Annotated in this window: 20 protein-coding genes; 8 read left to right on the forward strand and 12 right to left on the reverse strand. The window is 75.5% G+C overall.

What is annotated here, in order from left to right:
- Positions 1–216 (reverse strand): Cif family virulence factor, encoded by a 216-nt coding sequence (locus LY71_RS01740; RefSeq protein ID WP_106275243.1) that lies wholly within the window; start codon positions 214–216, stop codon positions 1–3.
- A gap of 155 nt (positions 217–371) precedes the next feature.
- Between LY71_RS01740 and LY71_RS01745 the strand changes: the two genes are divergently transcribed.
- The 3 genes from LY71_RS01745 to LY71_RS01755 are packed head-to-tail and all read left to right on the forward strand — an operon-like array spanning position 372 to position 2,578.
- The gene (locus tag LY71_RS01745) at positions 372–944 is read left to right on the forward strand and encodes a carboxymuconolactone decarboxylase family protein (RefSeq protein WP_106275244.1); all 573 of its coding nucleotides are present in this window, start codon (positions 372–374) and stop codon (positions 942–944) included.
- The gene (locus LY71_RS01750) at positions 941–1,813 is read left to right on the forward strand and encodes an RNA polymerase sigma-70 factor (protein ID WP_106275245.1); all 873 of its coding nucleotides are present in this window, start codon (positions 941–943) and stop codon (positions 1,811–1,813) included. The genes LY71_RS01745 and LY71_RS01750 overlap by 4 nt, the downstream gene beginning before the upstream one ends.
- 30 nt (positions 1,814–1,843) lie before the next feature.
- Positions 1,844–2,578, forward strand: a complete 735-nt coding sequence (locus LY71_RS01755; RefSeq protein ID WP_106275246.1) for a PIG-L deacetylase family protein — start codon at positions 1,844–1,846, stop codon at positions 2,576–2,578.
- A gap of 135 nt (positions 2,579–2,713) precedes the next feature.
- Here LY71_RS01755 and LY71_RS01760 read toward each other — a convergent pair whose 3' ends face one another.
- Together LY71_RS01760 and LY71_RS01765 are read right to left on the reverse strand one after the other, a co-directional pair.
- The gene (locus tag LY71_RS01760) at positions 2,714–3,370 is read right to left on the reverse strand and encodes a response regulator (RefSeq protein ID WP_106275247.1); all 657 of its coding nucleotides are present in this window, start codon (positions 3,368–3,370) and stop codon (positions 2,714–2,716) included.
- Positions 3,367–4,587: an ATP-binding protein gene (locus LY71_RS01765; RefSeq protein WP_245887600.1), complete on the reverse strand. Its 1,221-nt coding sequence runs from the start codon at positions 4,585–4,587 to the stop codon at positions 3,367–3,369. The genes LY71_RS01760 and LY71_RS01765 overlap by 4 nt, the downstream gene beginning before the upstream one ends.
- 125 nt (positions 4,588–4,712) lie before the next feature.
- On the opposite strand from LY71_RS01765, the gene LY71_RS01770 reads away from it, so the two are divergent.
- Together LY71_RS01770 and LY71_RS01775 are read left to right on the forward strand one after the other, a co-directional pair.
- Complete coding sequence (locus LY71_RS01770) at positions 4,713–5,588, forward strand: PspC domain-containing protein (protein ID WP_106275248.1); 876 nt, start codon at positions 4,713–4,715, stop codon at positions 5,586–5,588.
- A complete protein-coding gene (locus LY71_RS01775) occupies positions 5,581–5,883 on the forward strand; it encodes a hypothetical protein (protein WP_106275249.1) in 303 nt (100 codons plus the stop codon). Before LY71_RS01770 ends, LY71_RS01775 begins: the two co-directional genes overlap by 8 nt.
- A gap of 72 nt (positions 5,884–5,955) precedes the next feature.
- Here the strand turns inward: LY71_RS01775 and guaA are convergent, their stop codons facing one another.
- The 3 genes from guaA to guaB are packed head-to-tail and all read right to left on the reverse strand — an operon-like array spanning position 5,956 to position 10,234.
- Positions 5,956–7,518 (reverse strand): glutamine-hydrolyzing GMP synthase, encoded by a 1,563-nt coding sequence (gene guaA / locus LY71_RS01780; protein WP_106275474.1) that lies wholly within the window; start codon positions 7,516–7,518, stop codon positions 5,956–5,958.
- Between the two features lie 23 nt (positions 7,519–7,541).
- The gene (locus LY71_RS01785) at positions 7,542–8,699 is read right to left on the reverse strand and encodes a GuaB3 family IMP dehydrogenase-related protein (protein WP_106275250.1); all 1,158 of its coding nucleotides are present in this window, start codon (positions 8,697–8,699) and stop codon (positions 7,542–7,544) included.
- A 2-nt stretch (positions 8,700–8,701) separates the two neighbouring features.
- A complete protein-coding gene (gene guaB, locus LY71_RS01790) occupies positions 8,702–10,234 on the reverse strand; it encodes an IMP dehydrogenase (protein ID WP_106275475.1) in 1,533 nt (510 codons plus the stop codon).
- Between the two features lie 207 nt (positions 10,235–10,441).
- Here guaB and LY71_RS01795 point away from each other — a divergent pair, with 207 nt between their 5' ends.
- Complete coding sequence (locus LY71_RS01795; protein ID WP_106275476.1) at positions 10,442–10,837, forward strand: DUF5319 family protein; 396 nt, start codon at positions 10,442–10,444, stop codon at positions 10,835–10,837.
- Between the two features lie 208 nt (positions 10,838–11,045).
- Here the strand turns inward: LY71_RS01795 and LY71_RS01800 are convergent, their stop codons facing one another.
- Entirely contained in the window at positions 11,046–11,777 is a 732-nt protein-coding gene (locus tag LY71_RS01800; protein WP_106275251.1) for a response regulator transcription factor, read from the reverse strand.
- Between the two features lie 240 nt (positions 11,778–12,017).
- On the opposite strand from LY71_RS01800, the gene LY71_RS01805 reads away from it, so the two are divergent.
- Positions 12,018–12,317 (forward strand): WhiB family transcriptional regulator, encoded by a 300-nt coding sequence (locus LY71_RS01805; protein WP_091108626.1) that lies wholly within the window; start codon positions 12,018–12,020, stop codon positions 12,315–12,317.
- Positions 12,318–12,488: 171 nt separating this feature from the next.
- Here the strand turns inward: LY71_RS01805 and groL are convergent, their stop codons facing one another.
- Positions 12,489–14,129, reverse strand: coding sequence for a chaperonin GroEL (gene groL / locus LY71_RS01810; protein WP_106275252.1), 1,641 nt, complete (start codon positions 14,127–14,129; stop codon positions 12,489–12,491).
- 152 nt (positions 14,130–14,281) lie between these two features.
- A complete protein-coding gene (gene groES, locus LY71_RS01815; RefSeq protein ID WP_089402145.1) occupies positions 14,282–14,590 on the reverse strand; it encodes a co-chaperone GroES in 309 nt (102 codons plus the stop codon).
- 181 nt (positions 14,591–14,771) lie between these two features.
- Here groES and LY71_RS01820 point away from each other — a divergent pair, with 181 nt between their 5' ends.
- Positions 14,772–15,989 carry a class I SAM-dependent methyltransferase gene (locus LY71_RS01820; protein WP_106275253.1) on the forward strand — a complete coding sequence of 406 codons (1,218 nt, stop codon included), beginning with the start codon at positions 14,772–14,774 and terminating at the stop codon, positions 15,987–15,989.
- Here the strand turns inward: LY71_RS01820 and tsaD are convergent.
- The 3 genes from tsaD to tsaB are packed head-to-tail and all read right to left on the reverse strand — an operon-like array spanning position 15,979 to position 18,109.
- Positions 15,979–17,013 carry a tRNA (adenosine(37)-N6)-threonylcarbamoyltransferase complex transferase subunit TsaD gene (gene tsaD, locus LY71_RS01825; protein WP_106275254.1) on the reverse strand — a complete coding sequence of 345 codons (1,035 nt, stop codon included), beginning with the start codon at positions 17,011–17,013 and terminating at the stop codon, positions 15,979–15,981. The genes LY71_RS01820 and tsaD overlap by 11 nt on opposite strands.
- Complete coding sequence (rimI, locus tag LY71_RS01830) at positions 17,010–17,474, reverse strand: ribosomal protein S18-alanine N-acetyltransferase (protein WP_211297086.1); 465 nt, start codon at positions 17,472–17,474, stop codon at positions 17,010–17,012. The genes tsaD and rimI overlap by 4 nt, the downstream gene beginning before the upstream one ends.
- Positions 17,471–18,109 carry a tRNA (adenosine(37)-N6)-threonylcarbamoyltransferase complex dimerization subunit type 1 TsaB gene (gene tsaB / locus LY71_RS01835; RefSeq protein ID WP_106275255.1) on the reverse strand — a complete coding sequence of 213 codons (639 nt, stop codon included), beginning with the start codon at positions 18,107–18,109 and terminating at the stop codon, positions 17,471–17,473. The genes rimI and tsaB overlap by 4 nt, the downstream gene beginning before the upstream one ends.
- Between the last annotated feature and the right edge of the window lie 38 nt (positions 18,110–18,147).

An 18,147-nucleotide genomic window follows, 5' to 3' on the forward strand; every position in this document is an offset into this window, starting at 1 on the left:
TCAGCTGCGGCGCTGGTCTGCGGGCGGGAGGTCGGCGTGCCGGTGGACCAGCCACCGGTCGCCCTCGACGCGCCAGAACACGTGCGTCACCCGGCTCGTCGTGTCCCGCGGCTCCCCGCCGTCGACGCGGACGGTCCCCCGCTCGAGGTCGACGGTGTGGGCGAGGTCCCCCGCTGACGGCGACGACGTCGTAGCGCGGAACGGTGCAGGGCCCACTCGGCTCCTCCCCCGACGGGCCCGCCCGGCCCGTCGTCCACCCGTGGACGGCCGGGGTCCGCGCGCCCGGCGCCCCGCGGGACCCCGGACCGCGTGTCACACCGGGGCCGGCTGCGTCGTCTCCATGGACACACCCCGACGGAGAGGACGCCGCCATGACCGCCACCGGCACGACCGCCCGCATCCCGCTCGACCCGCCGCGGACCCTGCTCACCCGCGCCGTCGACTGGTACTCCCGTCGCACGTTCGGCGCGACGCTCACCCCCGCCGCCGCGATGGGCCACCACCCCCGGCTGCTGGTCACGCAGCTGCGTCACGAGCGCGCCCTCGCCCGGTGGGACCGGCTCGACCCGACGCTGAAGTCGCTGGCGGTCATGTCCGCGGCGGTCACCGTCGGCTGCTCCTGGTGCGTCGACTTCGGGTGGTGGGTCACCAGCCAGGAGGGCGTGGACCCGGCCAAGCTGCGCGCCGTCCCCGCCTGGCGGGAGAGCGACGCGCTCACCGACCTCGAGCGGCGGGTCGTGGAGTACGCCGAGGCGATGAGCACCACGCCGATGGGCGTGACCGACGGGATGGTCGCGGCGCTGCGGCGCGACCTCGACGACGCCGCCCTGGTCGAGCTGACCACGATGGTGGCCGTGGAGAACGCCCGGGCCCGCACGAACAGCGCGCTGGGCCTGCACAGCCAGGGCTTCCGCGACCGCTGCGAGCTCCCGGCCCGCGCATGACCGACCTGCTGGCGGACTTCGACGCCTCCCGGCGGCTGCTGTTCACCGTGGCCTACCAGATGCTGGGCAGCGTCGCCGACGCCGAGGACACCGTGCAGGACGCCTGGCTGCGCTGGTCGGCAGCCGACCGGGACGACGTCGCCGACCCGCGCGCCTGGCTGGTGCGGACGACCACCCGGCTGGCGCTGGACCGGCTGACCTCCGCCCGCGCGCGCCGGGAGAGCTACGTCGGCCCGTGGCTGCCCGAGCCGCTGCTCACCGACCGGGCGGGGGACCCCGCCGACGACGCGGTGCTCGGCGACGAGGTCTCCCTGGCGCTGCTCGTCGTCCTCGAGACCCTCTCCCCCGCCGAGCGGGCCGTCTTCGTGCTGCGCGAGGTGTTCGGGGTGCCCGCCGCGGAGGTCGCCGCGGCCCTGGGCCGGTCGGAGGCCGCGGTCCGGCAGCTGGGGCACCGGGCGCGCGAGCACGTCGCCGCCCGCCGTCCCCGCTTCGACGCCGACCGCCGGGCGCACCGCGAGGTCACCGAGCGGTTCCTGGCCGCCTGCCTGGGCGGCGACGTCGACGCGCTGGTCGCCGCGCTGGCTCCCGGCGCGGTCCTGGTGACCGACGGCGGGGGGCGGGCGAAGGCGGCGCTGCGGCCGATCACCGGTGCGGACAAGGTGGCCCGGTTCCTGGCCGCCGTCGTCTCCGGCGGGGCGTCGCTGCCCGGGCTGCGGGTCGGCCTCGCGGAGGTCAACGGCCTGCCCGGGGTGGCCGCGTGGACCGACGAGGGCCCCTACGTCGCGGTCTCGCTCGTCGTCACCGGCGGGCTCGTGCAGCAGGTCCTCGTCGTGCTCAACCCCGACAAGCTGGCCGGGCTGCGGAGGTGACTCCGCGACCCCGCGCCTAGGCTCCGCCGGGTGACCGCTCCCCCGCCCCGGAAGCCCGCCGAGCACGTGGAGCGCGCGCTGTGCGTGCTCGCCCACCCCGACGACGTCGACTTCGGCAGCGCGGGCACCGTGGCGACCTGGACGGCGGCCGGCACCGAGGTCACCTACTGCATCGTCACCGACGGCGACGCCGGCGGCTTCGACGAGACCCCGCGGGAGCAGATGGGCCCGCTGCGGCGGGAGGAGCAGCGGGCGGCGGCCGCGGCGGTCGGCGTCACCGACGTCCGGTTCCTCGGCCACCCCGACGGCCGGCTTGAGCTCACCCTCGACCTGCGCCGCGACATCTCCCGGGTCATCCGGCAGGTGCGCCCGCAGCGGGTGCTCACCAGCTCACCGGAGCGCTGGTACGAGCGGATCGGCGCCAGCCACCCCGACCACATGACGGTGGGCGAGTCGACGCTGCGCGCGGTCTACCCCGACGCCCGCAACCCCTTCGCCTTCCCGGAGCTGCTCGCCGACGAGGGGCTCGACGCGTGGACGGTGACCGAGGTGTGGCTCGGTGCCAGCCCGCGTGCCGACCACGCCGTCGACGTCACCGACGTCGTCGAGCTGAAGTTCGCGGCGCTGAAGAGCCACGTGACGCAGGTCAGCCACGTCGACGACCTCGAGGAGTTCGTCACCGGCTGGATGGCGCAGACCGCCCGCCGCTTCGGCCTGCCCGACGGCCACCTCGCCGAGGCCTTCCACGTGGTGTTCACGCAGTGACACTGCGGTCCTACCGGACCGCACCGCGGCCAGGAGCCGTCCCCGACCTGCGCTGAGCCCCACCCGCGCACTCGTCGGGGAGCCTCCGGCCCCCGCTCCTCGTATGCGCCTCGCGGGGCGGCTGTCGTCGCGCGTCTACAACAACCGGTTGGTGGCGGCCCAGCGGGTGAGCTCGTTGCGGTTGGACAGCTGCAGCTTGCGCAGCACGTTGGAGGCGTGCGACTCCACCGTCTTCACCGAGATGAACAGGCGCGAGCCGATCTCCCGGTAGGTGTAGCCGCGGGCCAGCAGCTGCATGACCTCCCGCTCGCGGGCGCTGAGCAGGTCGAGGCCGGGGTCGGTCGCCGGGTCCTCGGGCTGCGGGGCGGACGGCGAGGTGGCGGCGAAGGCGTCGAGCACGAAGCCGGCCAGCCGGGGGCTGAAGACGACGTCGCCCTCGGCCACCCGCTGCACCGCGGCGCGCAGGTCCGGCCCGGAGATGGTCTTGGTGACGTAGCCGCGGGCGCCGGCGCGGATGACCGCGATGACGTCCTCGGCGGCGTCGGACACCGACAGCGCCAGCCAGCGGGTCTCCGGCAGCTCGGCGCGCAGCGCCTCGAGCACCGCGCGCCCGTCGCCGCCGGGCAGGTGGACGTCGAGCAGCACCACGTCCGGGGCGGCGGCCCGGATGCCGGCGATCGCGGAGTCGACGTCGGCCGCCTCGCCCACGACGGTGACCGCGTCGCCCAGCTCGGAGCGCACCCCGGCGCGGACCATCGCGTGGTCGTCGACCAGGAAGACGCGGGTGCTCACGCGGCGGCCTCGCGGGGCAGCACCAGCTCCACCTCGGTGCCCTCGCCCGGCGCCGAGCGGACGGTCGCCGTCCCGCCGATGCGGGCCACCCGCCCGGTCACCGAGTCGCGCAGCCCGCGCCGGTCGCCGGGCACCGCGGCCGGCTCGAAGCCGGCGCCGCGGTCGCGGACGAACACCGACACCGACTGGGCGGTCACCTCGGTGTAGAGGTCGGCCGAGGTCACGCCGGCGTGCTTGGCCGCGTTGACCAGCGCCTCGCGGGTGGCCGCGCCGAGGGCGGCCAGCGCGTCGTCGACCGGCGCGTCGCCGACGACCACCGGGTCGACGGTCAGCGCGTGGTCGGCCTCGACCTCGGCGACCATGTGCGACACCAGCCCCGCCCACGTGCCGCCGGCCGCCGTCGCCGGCTCGTAGAGCCAGCTGCGCAGCTCACGCTCCTGGCTGCGGGCCAGCCGGGCGACGGCCTGCTGGTCGCCGGCGTGCCGCTGGATCAGCGCGAGCGTCTGGAGCACCGAGTCGTGCAGGTGCGCGGCCACGGCGGCCCGCTCCTCCGACCGGATGCGGGCGGTGCGCTCGGCGGCGCGGGAGTCGAGCAGCCGGCGCCACAGCGGCGCGGTCGCCAGCACCAGCCCGGCGAGGATCACCAGCGTGGCGGTGAACCCGTTGCGGGCGTTGGCCAGCTGTCCGGTGGTGGCCAGCAGGAGCACCACGCCGGCCGCGGCGAGCACCGCGCCGCCGGCCAGCACCCACGGGACGCCGGGCCGGGCCAGCGTGCGGTCGGTGTCGAACTGGCGCCAGATGACGGCCAGACCGCCGCCGAGCAGCAGCAGGGGCGCGACGAGGTCGCCGCCGCCCCAGGTGGCCAGGTTGCCCAGCAGCACGAGCGCGCCGAGCCCGGTGAGCACCAGGCCGACGGTCTGCCGGCGGCTGGGCTCCGCGGCCGCGGGCGCCGCGACGGCCTCGCCCTGCGGGACGAAGAACCACAGCAGCGCGTAGACGACCACGCCGATGCCGGTGGTGGCCAGGGCGACCAGGACCACCCGCACGACCAGCGGCTCGGTGCGCAGGTGCGCCGCCGTCCCCGCCGCGACCCCGGCCAGCAGCCGGCCGGAACGCGGCCGGACGAGCGGCGGCCGGTCCAGGGTGGCGACCGCTGTCGGGGTGGGTGCGGCCGCGGGCGCGGGTGCGCCCACGGGGGTCGTCGCCGTCGTCGTCACGGCGACGATCGTCGCACCGCGCGCCCCCGTCCCGGTACCGGGAAGCCCCCGGAGGAGGCGGACCAGGGTCGGATGGGGGCCTTCCCCGATACCGGGCGGGCGGGTCGCTCGGCACGCTCCCTGCCATGACCGCCGCACCCCCTCCCGCTCCCCCGGCCGAACCCCCTCCGGTCACCCGTCCCGCGCTCCGGCGCAGCCGTACCGACAAGGTCGCCGGCGGTGTCGCCGGCGGGCTGGCCGAGTACAGCGGCATCGACCCGCTGCTGTGGCGGGTCGGCTTCGTCGCCCTCACCCTCGCCGGTGGCTCCGGCGTCCTCGTCTACGCCCTGCTGTGGCTGCTGATGCCGTCCGGGCCGCGCACCCGCGCCGACGGCGCCCCGGCCGAGCCGGCCGGTCCCCGCTCCCCGGTCGCCGCGTTCACCGTCGCGGGCCTGCTGATCATCGTCGGGCTGCTGGTCCTGGTCACCCGCTACACCGACCTCGACCTCGGTCCCCGCGGCTTCCTCGCCTCCGCCCTGCTGGTCGTGGGCCTGGGGCTGGTCGCGTCGAGCTTCAGCAGCGGCCGCTCACCGCGCGGCGGGCTGATCGCCGTCGGCGCCGTTCTGTCGCTGGCGGTGCTGTTCACCTCCGCCGTCCCCGAGATGGACGACGAGCTCGGCGGCGTCGGTGACCGCAGCTACCGGCCGGAGACCGCCGACCAGGTGCTCGATCGGTACTCGCTCGGCGCCGGCGACCTCGAGCTCGACCTGTCCCGGCTCGACGCCGGCGACCTCGACGAGCCGCTCGACGTGCGCGTCGACCACGGCGTGGGCGACCTCGAGGTGACGGTGCCCGACGACTTCGACGTCCGCGTCGACGTCGAGCACGGCATCGGCGACGTCGACCTGTTCGACCAGGGCGCCGCCGGCGGCCTGTTCCGCGGGGACGACGGCGACGGCGACGTCGACCTCGTCCTGACCATCCACTCCGGCGCAGGGAGCGTGGAGGTGTCCCGTGCCTGACTACAGCGAGTTCCCGACCACCCCGACCGGCTGGCAGGAGCGCGCGCTGGCCGACCAGTGGCAGTACCCCACCGCGCTGGAGACCCGGGACGTCCCGCCGCCGCGGCGCCGGCCCGACCCGGTGACCCTCGTCCCGGGCGTCGTCTACGTCGTCCTCGCGCTGGTGGTCCTCGCCGGGGTCGCCCTGCCGCTGGACCTCCTGGCCGACGGCGGCCTGCTCTGGCTGCTGCTGGTGGGCGCCGGTGTCGCGCTCCTGGTCACCGAGCTGCGCCGGACCCGCCGCAGGCGCGGCTGACACCACGGGGGCGGACAGCAGGAGGGCCCGGGGAGCGACCGCTCCCCGGGCCCTCTCACGTGCTCAGCCGGGTCACTCCCACTCGATGGTGCCCGGCGGCTTGCTCGTCACGTCGAGGACGACGCGGTTGACCTCGGCCACCTCGTTGGTGATGCGCGTGGAGATCCGCGCGAGCACGTCGTAGGGCAGCCGCGTCCAGTCGGCGGTCATGGCGTCCTCGCTGGACACCGGGCGCAGCACGACCGGGTGGCCGTAGGTGCGCCCGTCGCCCTGGACGCCGACCGACCGCACGTCGGCCAGCAGCACCACGGGGCACTGCCAGATCTCGGAGTCGAGCTTCGCGGCGCTGAGCTCCTCGCGGGCGATCGCGTCGGCCCGCCGCAGGACGTCGAGCCGGTCGCGCGTCACCTCACCGACGATGCGGATCCCCAGCCCCGGGCCGGGGAAGGGCTGGCGCTGCACCAGCCGGTCGGGCAGCCCGAGCTGCCGGCCCACCTCACGCACCTCGTCCTTGAACAGCGTCCGCAGCGGCTCGACGAGGGTGAACTGCAGGTCCTCGGGCAGCCCGCCGACGTTGTGGTGGCTCTTGATGTTGGCCGTGCCGGTGCCGCCGCCGGACTCGACGACGTCGGGGTAGAGCGTCCCCTGCACGAGGAAGTCCACGGTCTCGCCGTGCGCCTGGGCGTCGGCGACGACGTCGGTGGCGGCCTGCTCGAACACCCGGATGAACTCGCGGCCGATGATCTTCCGCTTCTGCTCCGGGTCGCTGACGCCGGCCAGCGCGGTGAGGAACTGCTCGCTCGCGTCGACCACCCGCAGGTCGGCGCCGGTGACCGCGGCGAAGTCGCGCTCGATCTGCTCGGTCTCGCCCTGGCGCATGAGGCCGTGGTCGACGTAGACGCAGGTCAGCCGGTCGCCGATGGCCCGCTGCACGAGCGCGGCCGCCACGGCGGAGTCGACGCCGCCCGACAGCGCGCACAGCGCCCGCCGGTCGCCGATCCGCTCGCGGATCGCGGTCACCTGCTCGTCGACGACGTTGCTCATCGTCCACGAGCGCTCGAGCCCGGCGATCTCGAACAGGAAGTGCTCGAGCACCGTCTGCCCGTGGGCGGTGTGCCGCACCTCGGGGTGGAACTGCACGCCGGCCAGCCGCCGGTCGACGTCCTCGAAGGCGGCGACCGGCGCCCCGGTGGAGGTGGCGGTGACGGTGAACCCGGGCGGGGCGGCGCTGACGGCGTCACCGTGGCTCATCCACACCGACTGCTCGACCGGCAGGGTCCCGAACAGCCGCCCGCCGGTGGTGACCGTCAGCGGCGTGCCGCCGTACTCGCGGTCGCCGGTGCGGGCCACGGTGCCGCCGAGCGAGGCGGCCATGGCCTGGAAGCCGTAGCAGATGCCGAACGCCGGCACCCCGCCCTCGAACAGCGCGGGGTCGATCTGCGGCGCCCCCTCCGCGTAGACGCTCGACGGCCCGCCGGAGAGCACGATCGCCGCGGGTTTGCGGGCGAGGACCTCCTCCGCGGGGACCGACGACGGGACGATCTCGGAGTAGACGCCGGCCTCGCGGATGCGCCGGGCGATGAGCTGGGCGTACTGCGCGCCGAAGTCGACGACGAGGACGGTCGGGAAGTCCATCAGTCCGGTCGCCCGCCGCTGCGTCACTGCTCGGGGGCCCCCTCCCGGGGGGCCCCTCCCCCGACGACCAGGTCAACCCGCTGGAACTCCTTGAGGTCGCGGTAGCCGGTCTTGGCCATCGTGCGGCGCAGCGCCCCGAAGAGGTTGGTGCGCCCGTCGGCGGTCTCGGCCGGGCCGAGCAGCACCTGCTCGAGCGTCCCGGCGGCCGGCACCGGTGCCGACGTCCCGCCGCGCGGCAGCCGCGGGTGGGCGGCCACCGAGTCCCACCAGACGCCGCCGGCCGGGGCCTCCCGCGCGGCCCGCAGCGGCTCGCCGACCTGGACGGCGTCGGCGCCGCAGGCCAGCGCCCGGGCGATCGCACCGCTGGTCTCGATCCGGCCGTTGGCGATGACGTGCACGTACCGGCCGCCGGTCTCGTCGAGGTAGTCGCGGCGGGCGGCCGCGGCGTCGGCGATCGCGCTGGCCAGCGGCACCCGGACGCCCATGACGGCGTCGCCGGTGGAGAAGCTGTCGGCGCCCACGCCGACGATCACCCCGGCCGCGCCGGTGCGCATGAGGTGCAGCGCCGTCTGGTAGTTCGCCGCGCCGCCGACGACCACCGGCACGTCGAGGTCGGCGATGAACTCCTTGAGGTTGAGCGCCCCGCCCTGGGTGGTCACGTGCTCGGCGGAGACGATCGTGCCCTGGATGACCAGCAGGTCGACCCCGGCGGCGAGCACCGCGGGCGCCAGCTGCAGCGTGTGCTGCGGCGACACGCGCACCGCCGTCGTCACCCCGGCGTCGCGCACCTCCTTGATCCGCGCGCTGATCAGGTCGGGCTTGACCGGCTCGGCGTAGACCTGCTGCAGCAGCGTCACCGGCGGCGGCGCCTCGGCCGCGGCGTCGCGCAGCTGCCGGTACACCGGCAGCGGGTCGTCGTAGCGGGTCCACAGCCCCTCGGCGTTGAGCACGCCGAGACCGCCGGCCTGGCCGACGGCGATCGCCGTCGCCGGGCTGACGACGGCGTCGCTGGGGCTGGTGACCAGCGGGATGTCGAACCGGAAGGCGTCGATCTGCCAGGCCGTGGAGACGTCGTCGACGTCGCGGGTCCGGCGGGAGGGGACGATCGAGACCTCGTCGAGGTCGTAGCCCCGGCGGGCGAAGCGGTTGAGGCCGATCTCGACGGTGTCGCGTGCGGGCATCGTCAGCGTCCTCGGTAGTTGGGGGCCTCGACGGTCATCTGGATGTCGTGCGGGTGGCTCTCGGTCAGGCCGGCCGAGGTGATGCGGGTCAGCTGGCCGCGCTCCTGCAGGTCGGCCACGGTGGCCGCGCCGGCGTAGCCCATCGACGCGCGCAGCCCGCCGACGAGCTGGTGGGCGACGGTGGCCAGCAGCCCGCGGTAGGGCACCTGGCCCTCGATGCCCTCGGGGACCAGCTTGTCGTCGGAGAGGACGTCGTCGGCGAAGTAACGGTCGCGGCTGAAGGACTGGTTGCCGCGCTTCTGCATCGCGCCCAGCGAGCCCATGCCTCGGTAGGTCTTGAACTGCTTGCCGTTCATGAAGACCAGCTCGCCCGGGGCCTCCTCGACCCCGGCGAACAACCCGCCGATCATCACCGTGTCGGCGCCGGCGACCAGGGCCTTGGCGATGTCGCCTGAGTACTGCAGGCCGCCGTCGGCGATGACCGGGACGCCGGCCGGCTTGGCGGCGAGGCTCGCCTCGTAGATGGCGGTGATCTGCGGGACGCCGACGCCGGCGACCACGCGGGTGGTGCAGATCGAGCCCGGGCCGACGCCGACCTTCACCGCGTCGGCACCGGCGTCGACCAGCGCCTGCGCGCCGGCGCGGGTGGCGATGTTGCCGCCCACCACCTGCACGCCGCCGTCGCCGCCGAAGTCCTTGCGCACCCGGGCGACCATGTCGAGGACGGCGCGCTGGTGGCCGTGCGCGGTGTCGACGACGAGCACGTCGACCCCGGCGTCGACCAGCAGGCCGGCCCGGTCGTACGCGTCGTCCCCGACGCCGAGCGCGGCGCCCACGACGAGGCGGCCGTCGGCGTCCTTCGTGGAGTTCGGGTACTGGTCGCGCTTGACGAAGTCCTTGACGGTGATGAGGCCGCGCAGCCGCCCCGCCTCGTCGACGATCGGCAGCTTCTCGATCTTGTGCTGGGACAGCAGCCGCAGCGCGGTGTCGGCGTCGACGCCCACCGGGGCGGTGACCAGCGGCATCGGCGTCATGACGTCGCGCACGAGCCGGTGGTGGTCGGTCTCGAAGCGCATGTCGCGGTTGGTGACGATGCCCACGAGGACGCCGCCCTCGTCGACGACCGGCGCACCGGAGATCCGGTACCGGGCGGAGAGGGCGTCGACCTCGGCGAGGGTGTTGTCCGGCGAGCAGGTGACCGGGTTGGTGACCATGCCGGCCTCGGAGCGCTTCACCAGGTCGACCTGGCCGGCCTGCTCCTCCGCGGCGAGGTTGCGGTGCAGGACGCCGACGCCGCCGACGCGGGCCATGGCGATCGCCATGCGGGCCTCGGTCACGGTGTCCATGGCGCTGGAGAGCAGCGGCACGGCCAGCCGGATGCCGCGGGTGAGCCGGCTGCTGGTGTCCACCTCCGCCGGGACGACGTCGGACTCCCCGGGGATGAGCAGGACGTCGTCGTAGGTCAGGCCGAGCGGGGCGAACTTCGCCGGCAGCTCGGGGCGGTGCCCATCCAGGACGTGGTCATCGGGCTGCATGGCGGCCGCCACCCTCCATCGGCTCAGCCCCGGCCGGGCGCGCGGGAACCGTCCCCGATCGTAGGCCGGGGCCCTCCGCGGCCGGGACGCCGTCTCCGCTGCGCGTGGGATCGGTCGGCGGAGGCGACTACCGTGGTCCCCCGGACGCGCGGGCCCGTGCGTCCGGACGGCAGCGACAGCGCCACCGGCGCGTGGGAGGAGGGTCCCGTGAGTTCCTTCGACGAGTCCCCGGGGTCCGACTTCGGGCCCTCGGACCCGCCACCGCCGCTGTCGATGGAGGAGCGGGCCGGCGTCCTGGACGACCTGGCCGAGCTCGAGGTGTTCCGCACGCTCCTCGAGCCCACCGGGATCAAGGGCATCGTCGTCGACTGCCCCGACTGCGACGAGGAGCACCACGTCGACTGGGCGCTGATGCAGGCCAACCTGCGCCAGTTGCTCGAGGAGGGGCAGACCGGCCGGCACGAGCCGCCGTTCGACCCCGACCCGGCCGACTACGTGAGCTGGGACTACGCCAGCGGCTACGCCGACGGGATCGCCGCGATGGCCGAGCGCGAGGAGCCCGGCGGCGCCTCCCGCGGCGGCCGGCACGCCCGCGACGACTGAGGAAGGACCTCCCTGCCCCCCACCGTTCGCAGGCTCACGGCGGGCCCCTGCAGGGAGGCCGCACCGCCGCTCGCTCGCGCGAGCCTCCGGCCCCCGGTCGGTCCGCCGTCCTCCGCAGGGCGGCTCGCCGCACCGGACCGAGCGGTCCAGCACGCACCGAGGGCCCCCTCCGGTCGACGGAGAGGGCCCTCGGCGGGTGTTCGTCCGGTCAGCTCATCATGCCGCGGCGGAAGCCGGTGGCCACCGCCTCGGCGCGGTCCTTGGCGCCGAGCTTGCGGAACAGCCGGCGCGCGTGGGTCTTGATGGTGTCCTCGGACAGGTAGAGCTCGCGGCCGATCTGGGCGTTGCTCTTGCCCTGGCTCATGCCGGTGAGCACCTGCATCTCGCGCATCGACAGCGTGACCGGCGGTGCGCTCTCGCGGACCGTCGTGCTCACGACCCGCGGCCCGGCGCCGTTGAGCGGCGCGGCCCACGAGGGCGCGGGAGCGCCCACGGAGGCCAGCGGCACGGGAGCGGCCGGCTGCGGCGGTCGGCCGTCGGCGCGCAGTCCCACCCGGGACAGGCCCAGGCCCATCTCCAGGGCGCTGGCGTCCCAGCGGAGGTACCCGCGGGCACCGAACGCGACGGCGGCACGGACCGTCTCGGCGTCGTCCGGCGCGCCGAGGACGAGCACCGGGACGGTCGGGTGGCTGCGCAGCACCTGGGTGGCCACGGTCAGGCCGGTGTCCACCGCGCGCTGGGTGCCGACCAGCAGCACGTCGGGCTGGCGGGTGGCCAGCCGCTGGATCAGCATGGCGGCGTCACCGACGACCTCGACCCGGCCGACGAACGGCAGGGCCACCAGGCGGGAGGCGACGTCGTCGCGGACACGGCGGCGCTCGTCGTACACCCACACGGTCGTGGCCCCGTGGCCGGGACCGCGCATCCTGTCGTCGATCACTGCAGCTCCTGTCTTCCCCCGGCCGTGCGGGGCGTGGGGTCACTCGACCCGGGTAACGGCACGGCCTGGAGCCACCATGAGCGACCGGCAGGGACGGCAACAGCCGTGCTCACCCTGCGGGGGGAGACGGTGGGCGGGAAAATGTCGGACCCCACTGTGTTTGACCCCGGGGACCCTCGGGCACCGGCTCCCGTGCAGCCGGGTCGCCCCCTCCGGCTCGCCGAGCCGAGGAGGACACAGATGGCTGACATCCGCCGACTGCCGACACCCGTGGCCGAGGTGTGGGACTGGCAGCTCCACGGCTCGTGCCGTGGTGAGAGCACCGCGCTGTTCTTCCACCCGGACGGCGAGCGCGGTCCGGCCCGGGCGCGGCGTCAGGCGGCCGCCAAGGCCGTGTGCGCGAAGTGCCCGGTCGTCGACGCCTGCCTCAAGCACGCACTCAGCGTCCGCGAGCCCTACGGCGTGTGGGGCGGGATGAGCGAGGAGGAGCGGGCCCGGCTGATCGCCGCGGAGCCCGCCGCCGTCGCCGCGGGGGTCTGAGCACCCACAGACGCCGAGAGGGCCGGTCCAGCAGTTGCTGGACCGGCCCTCTCGTCTGTCCGGGCAGCCCCGCACACGGCGTCCTACCGCACCGCAGCGCGTCCCACCCGACCGCGCACCGTCGGGTGGGACGCGCCACGATCAGGTCACCTGATCACCGCGCGGCGTACGTCAGTGGCTGTGGCCGTGACCGTGCGAGTGGCCGTGGGTGTGGTGCCCGGCCCCCGCGGGGTCCTCCTCCTCCGGCGCCTCGACGACGGCGGAGTCGGTGGTGAGCACCATCGCGGCGATCGACGCGGCGTTGCCGAGCGCGGCCTTGGTGACCTTGACCGGGTCGATGACGCCCTGGGCGGCCAGGTCGCCGTACTCGCCGGTGGCGGCGTTGAAGCCCTGGCCGGCGCCGAGGTCGCGGACCCTGGCGACGACGACGCGGCCCTCGAAGCCCGCGTTGTCGGCGATGCGGGCCAGCGGGGCCTCCAGGGCGCGCCGCACGGCGCGGGCGCCGGTCAGCTCGTCGCCGGAGAGGTCCAGCGCGTCGATGGCCGCGGCCGCGTGCACGAGCGCGGAGCCGCCACCGGGGACGACGCCCTCCTCCACCGCGGCGCGGGTGGCGGCGATGGCGTCCTCGATGCGGTGCTTGCGCTCCTTGAGCTCGACCTCGGTGGCCGCGCCGACCCGGATCACGCCGATGCCGCCGGCCAGCTTGGCCAGCCGCTCCTGCAGCTTCTCGCGGTCCCAGTCGGAGTCGGTGGCGTCGATCTCGCGGCGGATCTGGGCGACCCGGTCGCCGATGGCCTGCTGCGTGCCGCCGCCGTCGACGATCGTGGTGGTGTCCTTGTCGACCGTCACGCGGCGGGCGGTGCCGAGCACCTCGAGGCCGACCTGGTCGAGCTTGAGGCCGACGTCCTCGCTGACCACCTGGCCGCCGGTGACGACGGCGAGGTCGGTCATGAACGCCTTGCGGCGGTCGCCGAAGTAGGGCGACTTGACCGCGACGACCTTGATCGTCTTGCGGATCGAGTTGACGACGAGGGTGGACAGCGCCTCGCCCTCGACGTCCTCGGCGACGATCAGCAGCGGGCGGGCGCCGGTGCCGAGCACCTTCTCCAGCAGCGGCAGCAGGTCGGCGAGCGCGCCGACCTTGCCCTGCACCAGCAGGACGAGGGCGTCGTCGAGGACGGCCTCCATCGCCTCCTGGTCGGTGACGAAGTAGGGCGAGAGGTAACCCTTGTCGAACTGCACGCCCTCGGTGACGTCGAGGTCGGTGGAGAGGGTGTTGCTCTCCTCGACGGTGATGACGCCGTCCTTGCCGACCTTCTCCATCGCCTCGCTGATCAGGGCGCCGACCTCGGCGTCCTGCGCGGAGATGGTGGCGACGCCGGCGATGGCCTGCTGGTCGTCGACCGGGATGGCGACCTCGTCGAGGGCCTGGGACACCGCGTCGACGGCGGCGCGCATGCCGCGGCCGAGCCCCATCGGGTTGGCGCCGGCGGCGACGTTGCGCATGCCCTCCTTGACCAGCGCCTGGGCCAGCACCGTGGCGGTGGTGGTGCCGTCACCGGCGACGTCGTTGGTCTTGGTGGCGACGTTCTTGGCCAGCTGGGCGCCGAGGTTCTCGTACGGGTCGTCGAGCTCGACCTCGCGGGCGATGGTGACGCCGTCGTTGGTGATGGTCGGGGCGCCGAACTTCTTGTCGAGGACGACGTTGCGGCCGCGCGGGCCGAGGGTCACCTTGACCGCGTCGGCGAGCTTGTCGACGCCGCGCTCGAGCGCCCGGCGGGCGTCCTCGTTGAACTTGATGATCTTGGCCATGGGGCCCTTCCGATCAGGGGGAGAACAGGGTCGGACGACGACCGCCCCGGGACCCGGTCAGTTCGGGTCGCCGGGGCGGTCGGGGAACGTGCTGGGACGGCCTCGTGTCGAGGCTCGTCCCGGGCTCGCGAGGGACGAGGAGGACGAGGTCCTTACTTCTCCACGACGGCGAGCAGGTCGCGGGCGGAGAGCACCAGGTACTCCTCGCCGGCGTACTTGACCTCGGTGCCGCCGTACTTCGAGTAGATGACGACGTCGCCGACGTTGACGTCGAGCGGGACGCGGTTGCCGTTGTCGTCGATGCGGCCGGGGCCCACGGCGATGACCGTGCCCTCCTGCGGCTTCTCCTTGGCGGTGTCCGGGATGACCAGGCCGGAGGCGGTGGTGGTCTCGGCCTCGTTGGCCTGGACCACGACACGGTCCTCGAGCGGCTTGATGGTGACCTTGGTAGCGGTCGTCACGAGGTGACGCCCCCTTCGGGATCGGACGGCGGGTGGACTGCACGATGTGGCACGAGGTCTGGGCCTGCCGTCGCGGGGGTCAGGCGCCGACCCGTGTCGATTGGCACTCTACCCAGGAGAGTGCCAGCCACTCAACCGGGTCACCGAGGAGGTGGAACCGGCCCTGCGGGAGGCTGGTGCGGTGCCCGACGACGCCGTCCTGACCCAGCTGCGGCTGCTGCGGACACCCGAGGGGACGGCGGCCACCGCCCGCGCCGCCGCGCTGCTCGCCGAGGGGGCCGACGTGCTGGCCGGCGTGGCCCGCCTGCGCGCGGAGGTCGGCCCGGAGCTGGCCGGCCCCGCCTGGGAGCTGGCCCGGCTGCGCGCCCGCGCCCGCCCGGTCCTCGGCGCCGACGCCGACGTCCTGCTCCTCACCGCCGACACCCTCGAGCAGGCCGGCCGTCCCGCACTCGCCGCCCGCCGCGCCGCCCGGCTGCTGGCCGACGGCACCGACTCGGCCGCCGACCTGGGCTGCGCGTCGGGCACCGACACGATCGCGCTCGCGCGGGCCGGCGCCCGGGTGCTGGCCGTCGACCGCGACCCGGTGGCCCGGGAGCTGACCGCCGCGAACGCCGCCGCGCTCGGCGTGGACGACGACGTGTGGGTGCTCGCCGGCGACGTCGTCGAGCTGGTGGACGGGGCAGGCGGCGGCGAGGTGGCCGGGTGCGGGGCCGCCGTCCTCGACCCGGCGCGGCGGTCGGACGGGCGCCGCCGGCTGCACCCCGACTCCTGGTCGCCGCCCTGGTCGACGGTGGCCACGCTGCTCGACCGGGTGCCGCGCGCGGTGGTCAAGGTGGCGCCGGGCCTGGACCACGACCGGGTGCCCGCGGGCGTCGAGGCCGAGTGGGTGTCGGTGCGCGGCTCGATCGTGGAGGCGCTGCTGTGGGGCACCGGCGTCTCGGCGGCCTGGCGGCGGGCGACCGTCGTCCGCGGCGAGGTGGCGCACGAGCTGGCCGCCGACGCCGACCCCGGACCGGCCGACGCCGGGCCGGTGCGCGGGTGGCTGCACGAGCCCGACCCCGCCGTCATCCGGTCGGGCCTGGTGTCGCTGGTCGCCGCCGGGCTGGGCGCCACGCTGGTCGACCCGACGATCGCCTACCTGACCTCCGACGCCGCCGCGGACTCCCCCTGGGTCTCCTCGTACCGCGTCGACGAGGTGCTGCCGTTCAACCTGAAGCGGCTGCGGGCGCTGCTGCGGGCGCGCGGTGTCGGGCGGGTGGTGGTGAAGAAGCGCGGGTCGGCGGTCGAGCCCGAGACGCTCGCCCGGCAGCTGCGCGGCCCCGGTGCCGGGACGGCGACCGTCGTCGTCACCCGGGTGGCCGGCGCCCCCACCGCCGTCGTGTGCGACCTCAGCGGCTGACGACGTCGATGGGCAGCGAGCTGTCGGCGCCCAGCTCGGGCGCCGACGGCTCCACGCCGGCCTCGACCAGCCGCGAGCCGAGCGCGGCGACCATCGCGCCGTTGTCCGTGCACAGCCCCGGACGGGGCACCCGCAGCACGATCCCGGCCGCCGCGCAGCGCTCCTCGGCCAGGGCCCGCAGCCGCGAGTTGGCCGCCACTCCCCCGCCGAGCACCAGGTGGTCGACGCCGTGGTCGCGGCAGGCGCGGACGGCCTTGGCGGTCAACACGTCGGCCACCGCCTCCTGGAACGAGGCGGCGACGTCGGCCACCGGCACCGGCTCGCCCGCCCGCTGCCGGGCCTCGACCCAGCGCGCGACGGCGGTCTTGAGGCCGGAGAACGAGAAGTCGTAGGGCGCGTCGCGGGGACCGGTGAGCCCGCGCGGGAAGCCGATGGCCGTCGGGTCGCCCTCCCGGGCGGCGCGGTCGATCGGCGGGCCGCCGGGGAAGGGCAGGCCGAGCACCCGGGCCACCTTGTCGAAGGCCTCGCCGGCCGCGTCGTCGACCGTGCGGCCCAGCGAGGTCACCTCGCGGGACAGGTCGGGCACCAGCAGCAGCGAGCTGTGCCCGCCCGACACCAGCAGCGCCAGCGACGGCTCGGCCAGCCGCCCGTGCTGCAGCTCGTCGACGGCGACGTGCGCGGCGAGGTGGTTGACCCCGTACAGCGGCACGTCCAGCGCCAGCGCGTACGCCTTGGCCGCGGCCAGCCCCACCAGCAGCGCACCGGTCAGCCCCGGCCCGGCGGTCACCGCGACGGCGTCGACGTCGGACGCCGCCACCCCGGCCCCGGCCAGCGCGCGGTGCACCGTCGGGATCATGGCCTCCAGGTGCGCCCGCGAGGCGATCTCGGGCACCACGCCGCCGAAGCGCTCGTGCTCGCCCACGGAGGTGGCCAGCGCGTCGGCCAGCAGCGTCTGCCCGCGGACGACGCCGACCCCGGTCTCGTCGCACGAGGTCTCGAACCCGACGACCAGCGGCTCGGTCACCGCCGCACCTCCCGCCTCATCACGACCGCGTCCGTCCCGCTCGGCTGGTAGTAGCGGGGCCGCCGGCCGATCTCGGTGAACCCGCGCCGCCGGTAGAGCCCCTGCGCCACGGGGTTGTCGGCGCGCACCTCCAGCAGCACCACGGGGCTGCGCCGGTCGGCCTCCGCCAGCAGCGCGTCGAGCAGCTGCGCGCCGATGCCCTCGCCCTGCCGGGCCCCGGCGACACCGATCGTGGCCACGTGCGCCTCGTCGGCGTAGGCGATCAGGCCCGCGTAGCCGACGACGGTCTGCCCGTCCCCGTCCTCGGTGTCGACGGCGACCAGGTAGTGCCGGGTGTCGGTGCGGGAGAGCTCGTCGCGGTACATCGCGCGGGTCCAGGTGTCCGGCGCGAAGAGCTCCTCCTCCAGCACCAGCACGGCGTCGAGGTCGGCCAGCCGCATCGGCCGCAGCCGGACGGTCACGACGTCGTCACCGGCTTGAACGACGTCGGCGGGATCGCGTCGGGCCGGCGCAGGTACAGGGGCACCAGCGGTCCGGCGGACGACGGGTCGTCGAGCAGCGGCCCGGCCGCGCGCAGCAGGCCGGCCGTCGTCACCTCGGCGGCTCCGACCGGGGTGCCCAGCCGGTCGGCGAACCGCGGGTCGCCGACCAGCGGGCCGTCCGCGGTCAGGTCCTCGGGGCGGACCACGCCGGGGCCGCCGGTCCGCGCGCCGGCCGCGTCGTAGGCGGCCCAGTAGACCTCCTTGCGGCGGGCGTCGGTGACCACCGTCCGCCGTCCCGAGCCGACCGCGTCGAGCGAGCAGACGCCGACGGCGGGGATGCCGCGGGCGTCCGCCAGCGATGCGGCGGTGACCACGCCGACCCGCAGCCCGGTGAACGGCCCGGGGCCGAGCCCCGCGACCACGGCGCCGACGTCGGCCAGGGCCACGCCGGCCGCGGCGAGCGCCTCGCGCACCGCGGGGACCAGCAGCTCGGCGTGCCGGTTGCCCGAGGGCACCGCCCGCTCGGCGAGCACCTCGGCGTCGCCGTCGGCCGAGCGGCGGGCGACCCCGGCGACCAGGGTGGGGGTCGCGGTGTCGAGGGCGAGGACGAGCACGGGACGTCAGGTTAGTCCTGGCGCCGGCAGGCCCGGTG

It is taken from the genome of Geodermatophilus tzadiensis, from assembly GCF_003002915.1.
Classification (GTDB): domain Bacteria; phylum Actinomycetota; class Actinomycetes; order Mycobacteriales; family Geodermatophilaceae; genus Geodermatophilus; species Geodermatophilus tzadiensis.

Bases quoted from the DNA above. Each gene is read 5' to 3' on its own strand.
- LY71_RS01785 (WP_106275250.1), bottom strand. From the start codon at position 8,699: ATGCCCGCACGCGACACCGTCGAGATCGGCCTCAACCGCTTCGCCCGC.
- groL (WP_106275252.1), bottom strand. From the start codon at position 14,129: ATGGCCAAGATCATCAAGTTCAACGAGGACGCCCGCCGGGCGCTCGAG.
- LY71_RS01745 (WP_106275244.1), top strand. From the start codon at position 372: ATGACCGCCACCGGCACGACCGCCCGCATCCCGCTCGACCCGCCGCGG.
- guaA (WP_106275474.1), bottom strand. From the start codon at position 7,518: ATGGACTTCCCGACCGTCCTCGTCGTCGACTTCGGCGCGCAGTACGCC.
- guaB (WP_106275475.1), bottom strand. From the start codon at position 10,234: ATGCAGCCCGATGACCACGTCCTGGATGGGCACCGCCCCGAGCTGCCG.
- LY71_RS01770 (WP_106275248.1), top strand. From the start codon at position 4,713: ATGACCGCCGCACCCCCTCCCGCTCCCCCGGCCGAACCCCCTCCGGTC.
- LY71_RS01805 (WP_091108626.1), top strand. From the start codon at position 12,018: ATGGCTGACATCCGCCGACTGCCGACACCCGTGGCCGAGGTGTGGGAC.
- LY71_RS01750 (WP_106275245.1), top strand. From the start codon at position 941: ATGACCGACCTGCTGGCGGACTTCGACGCCTCCCGGCGGCTGCTGTTC.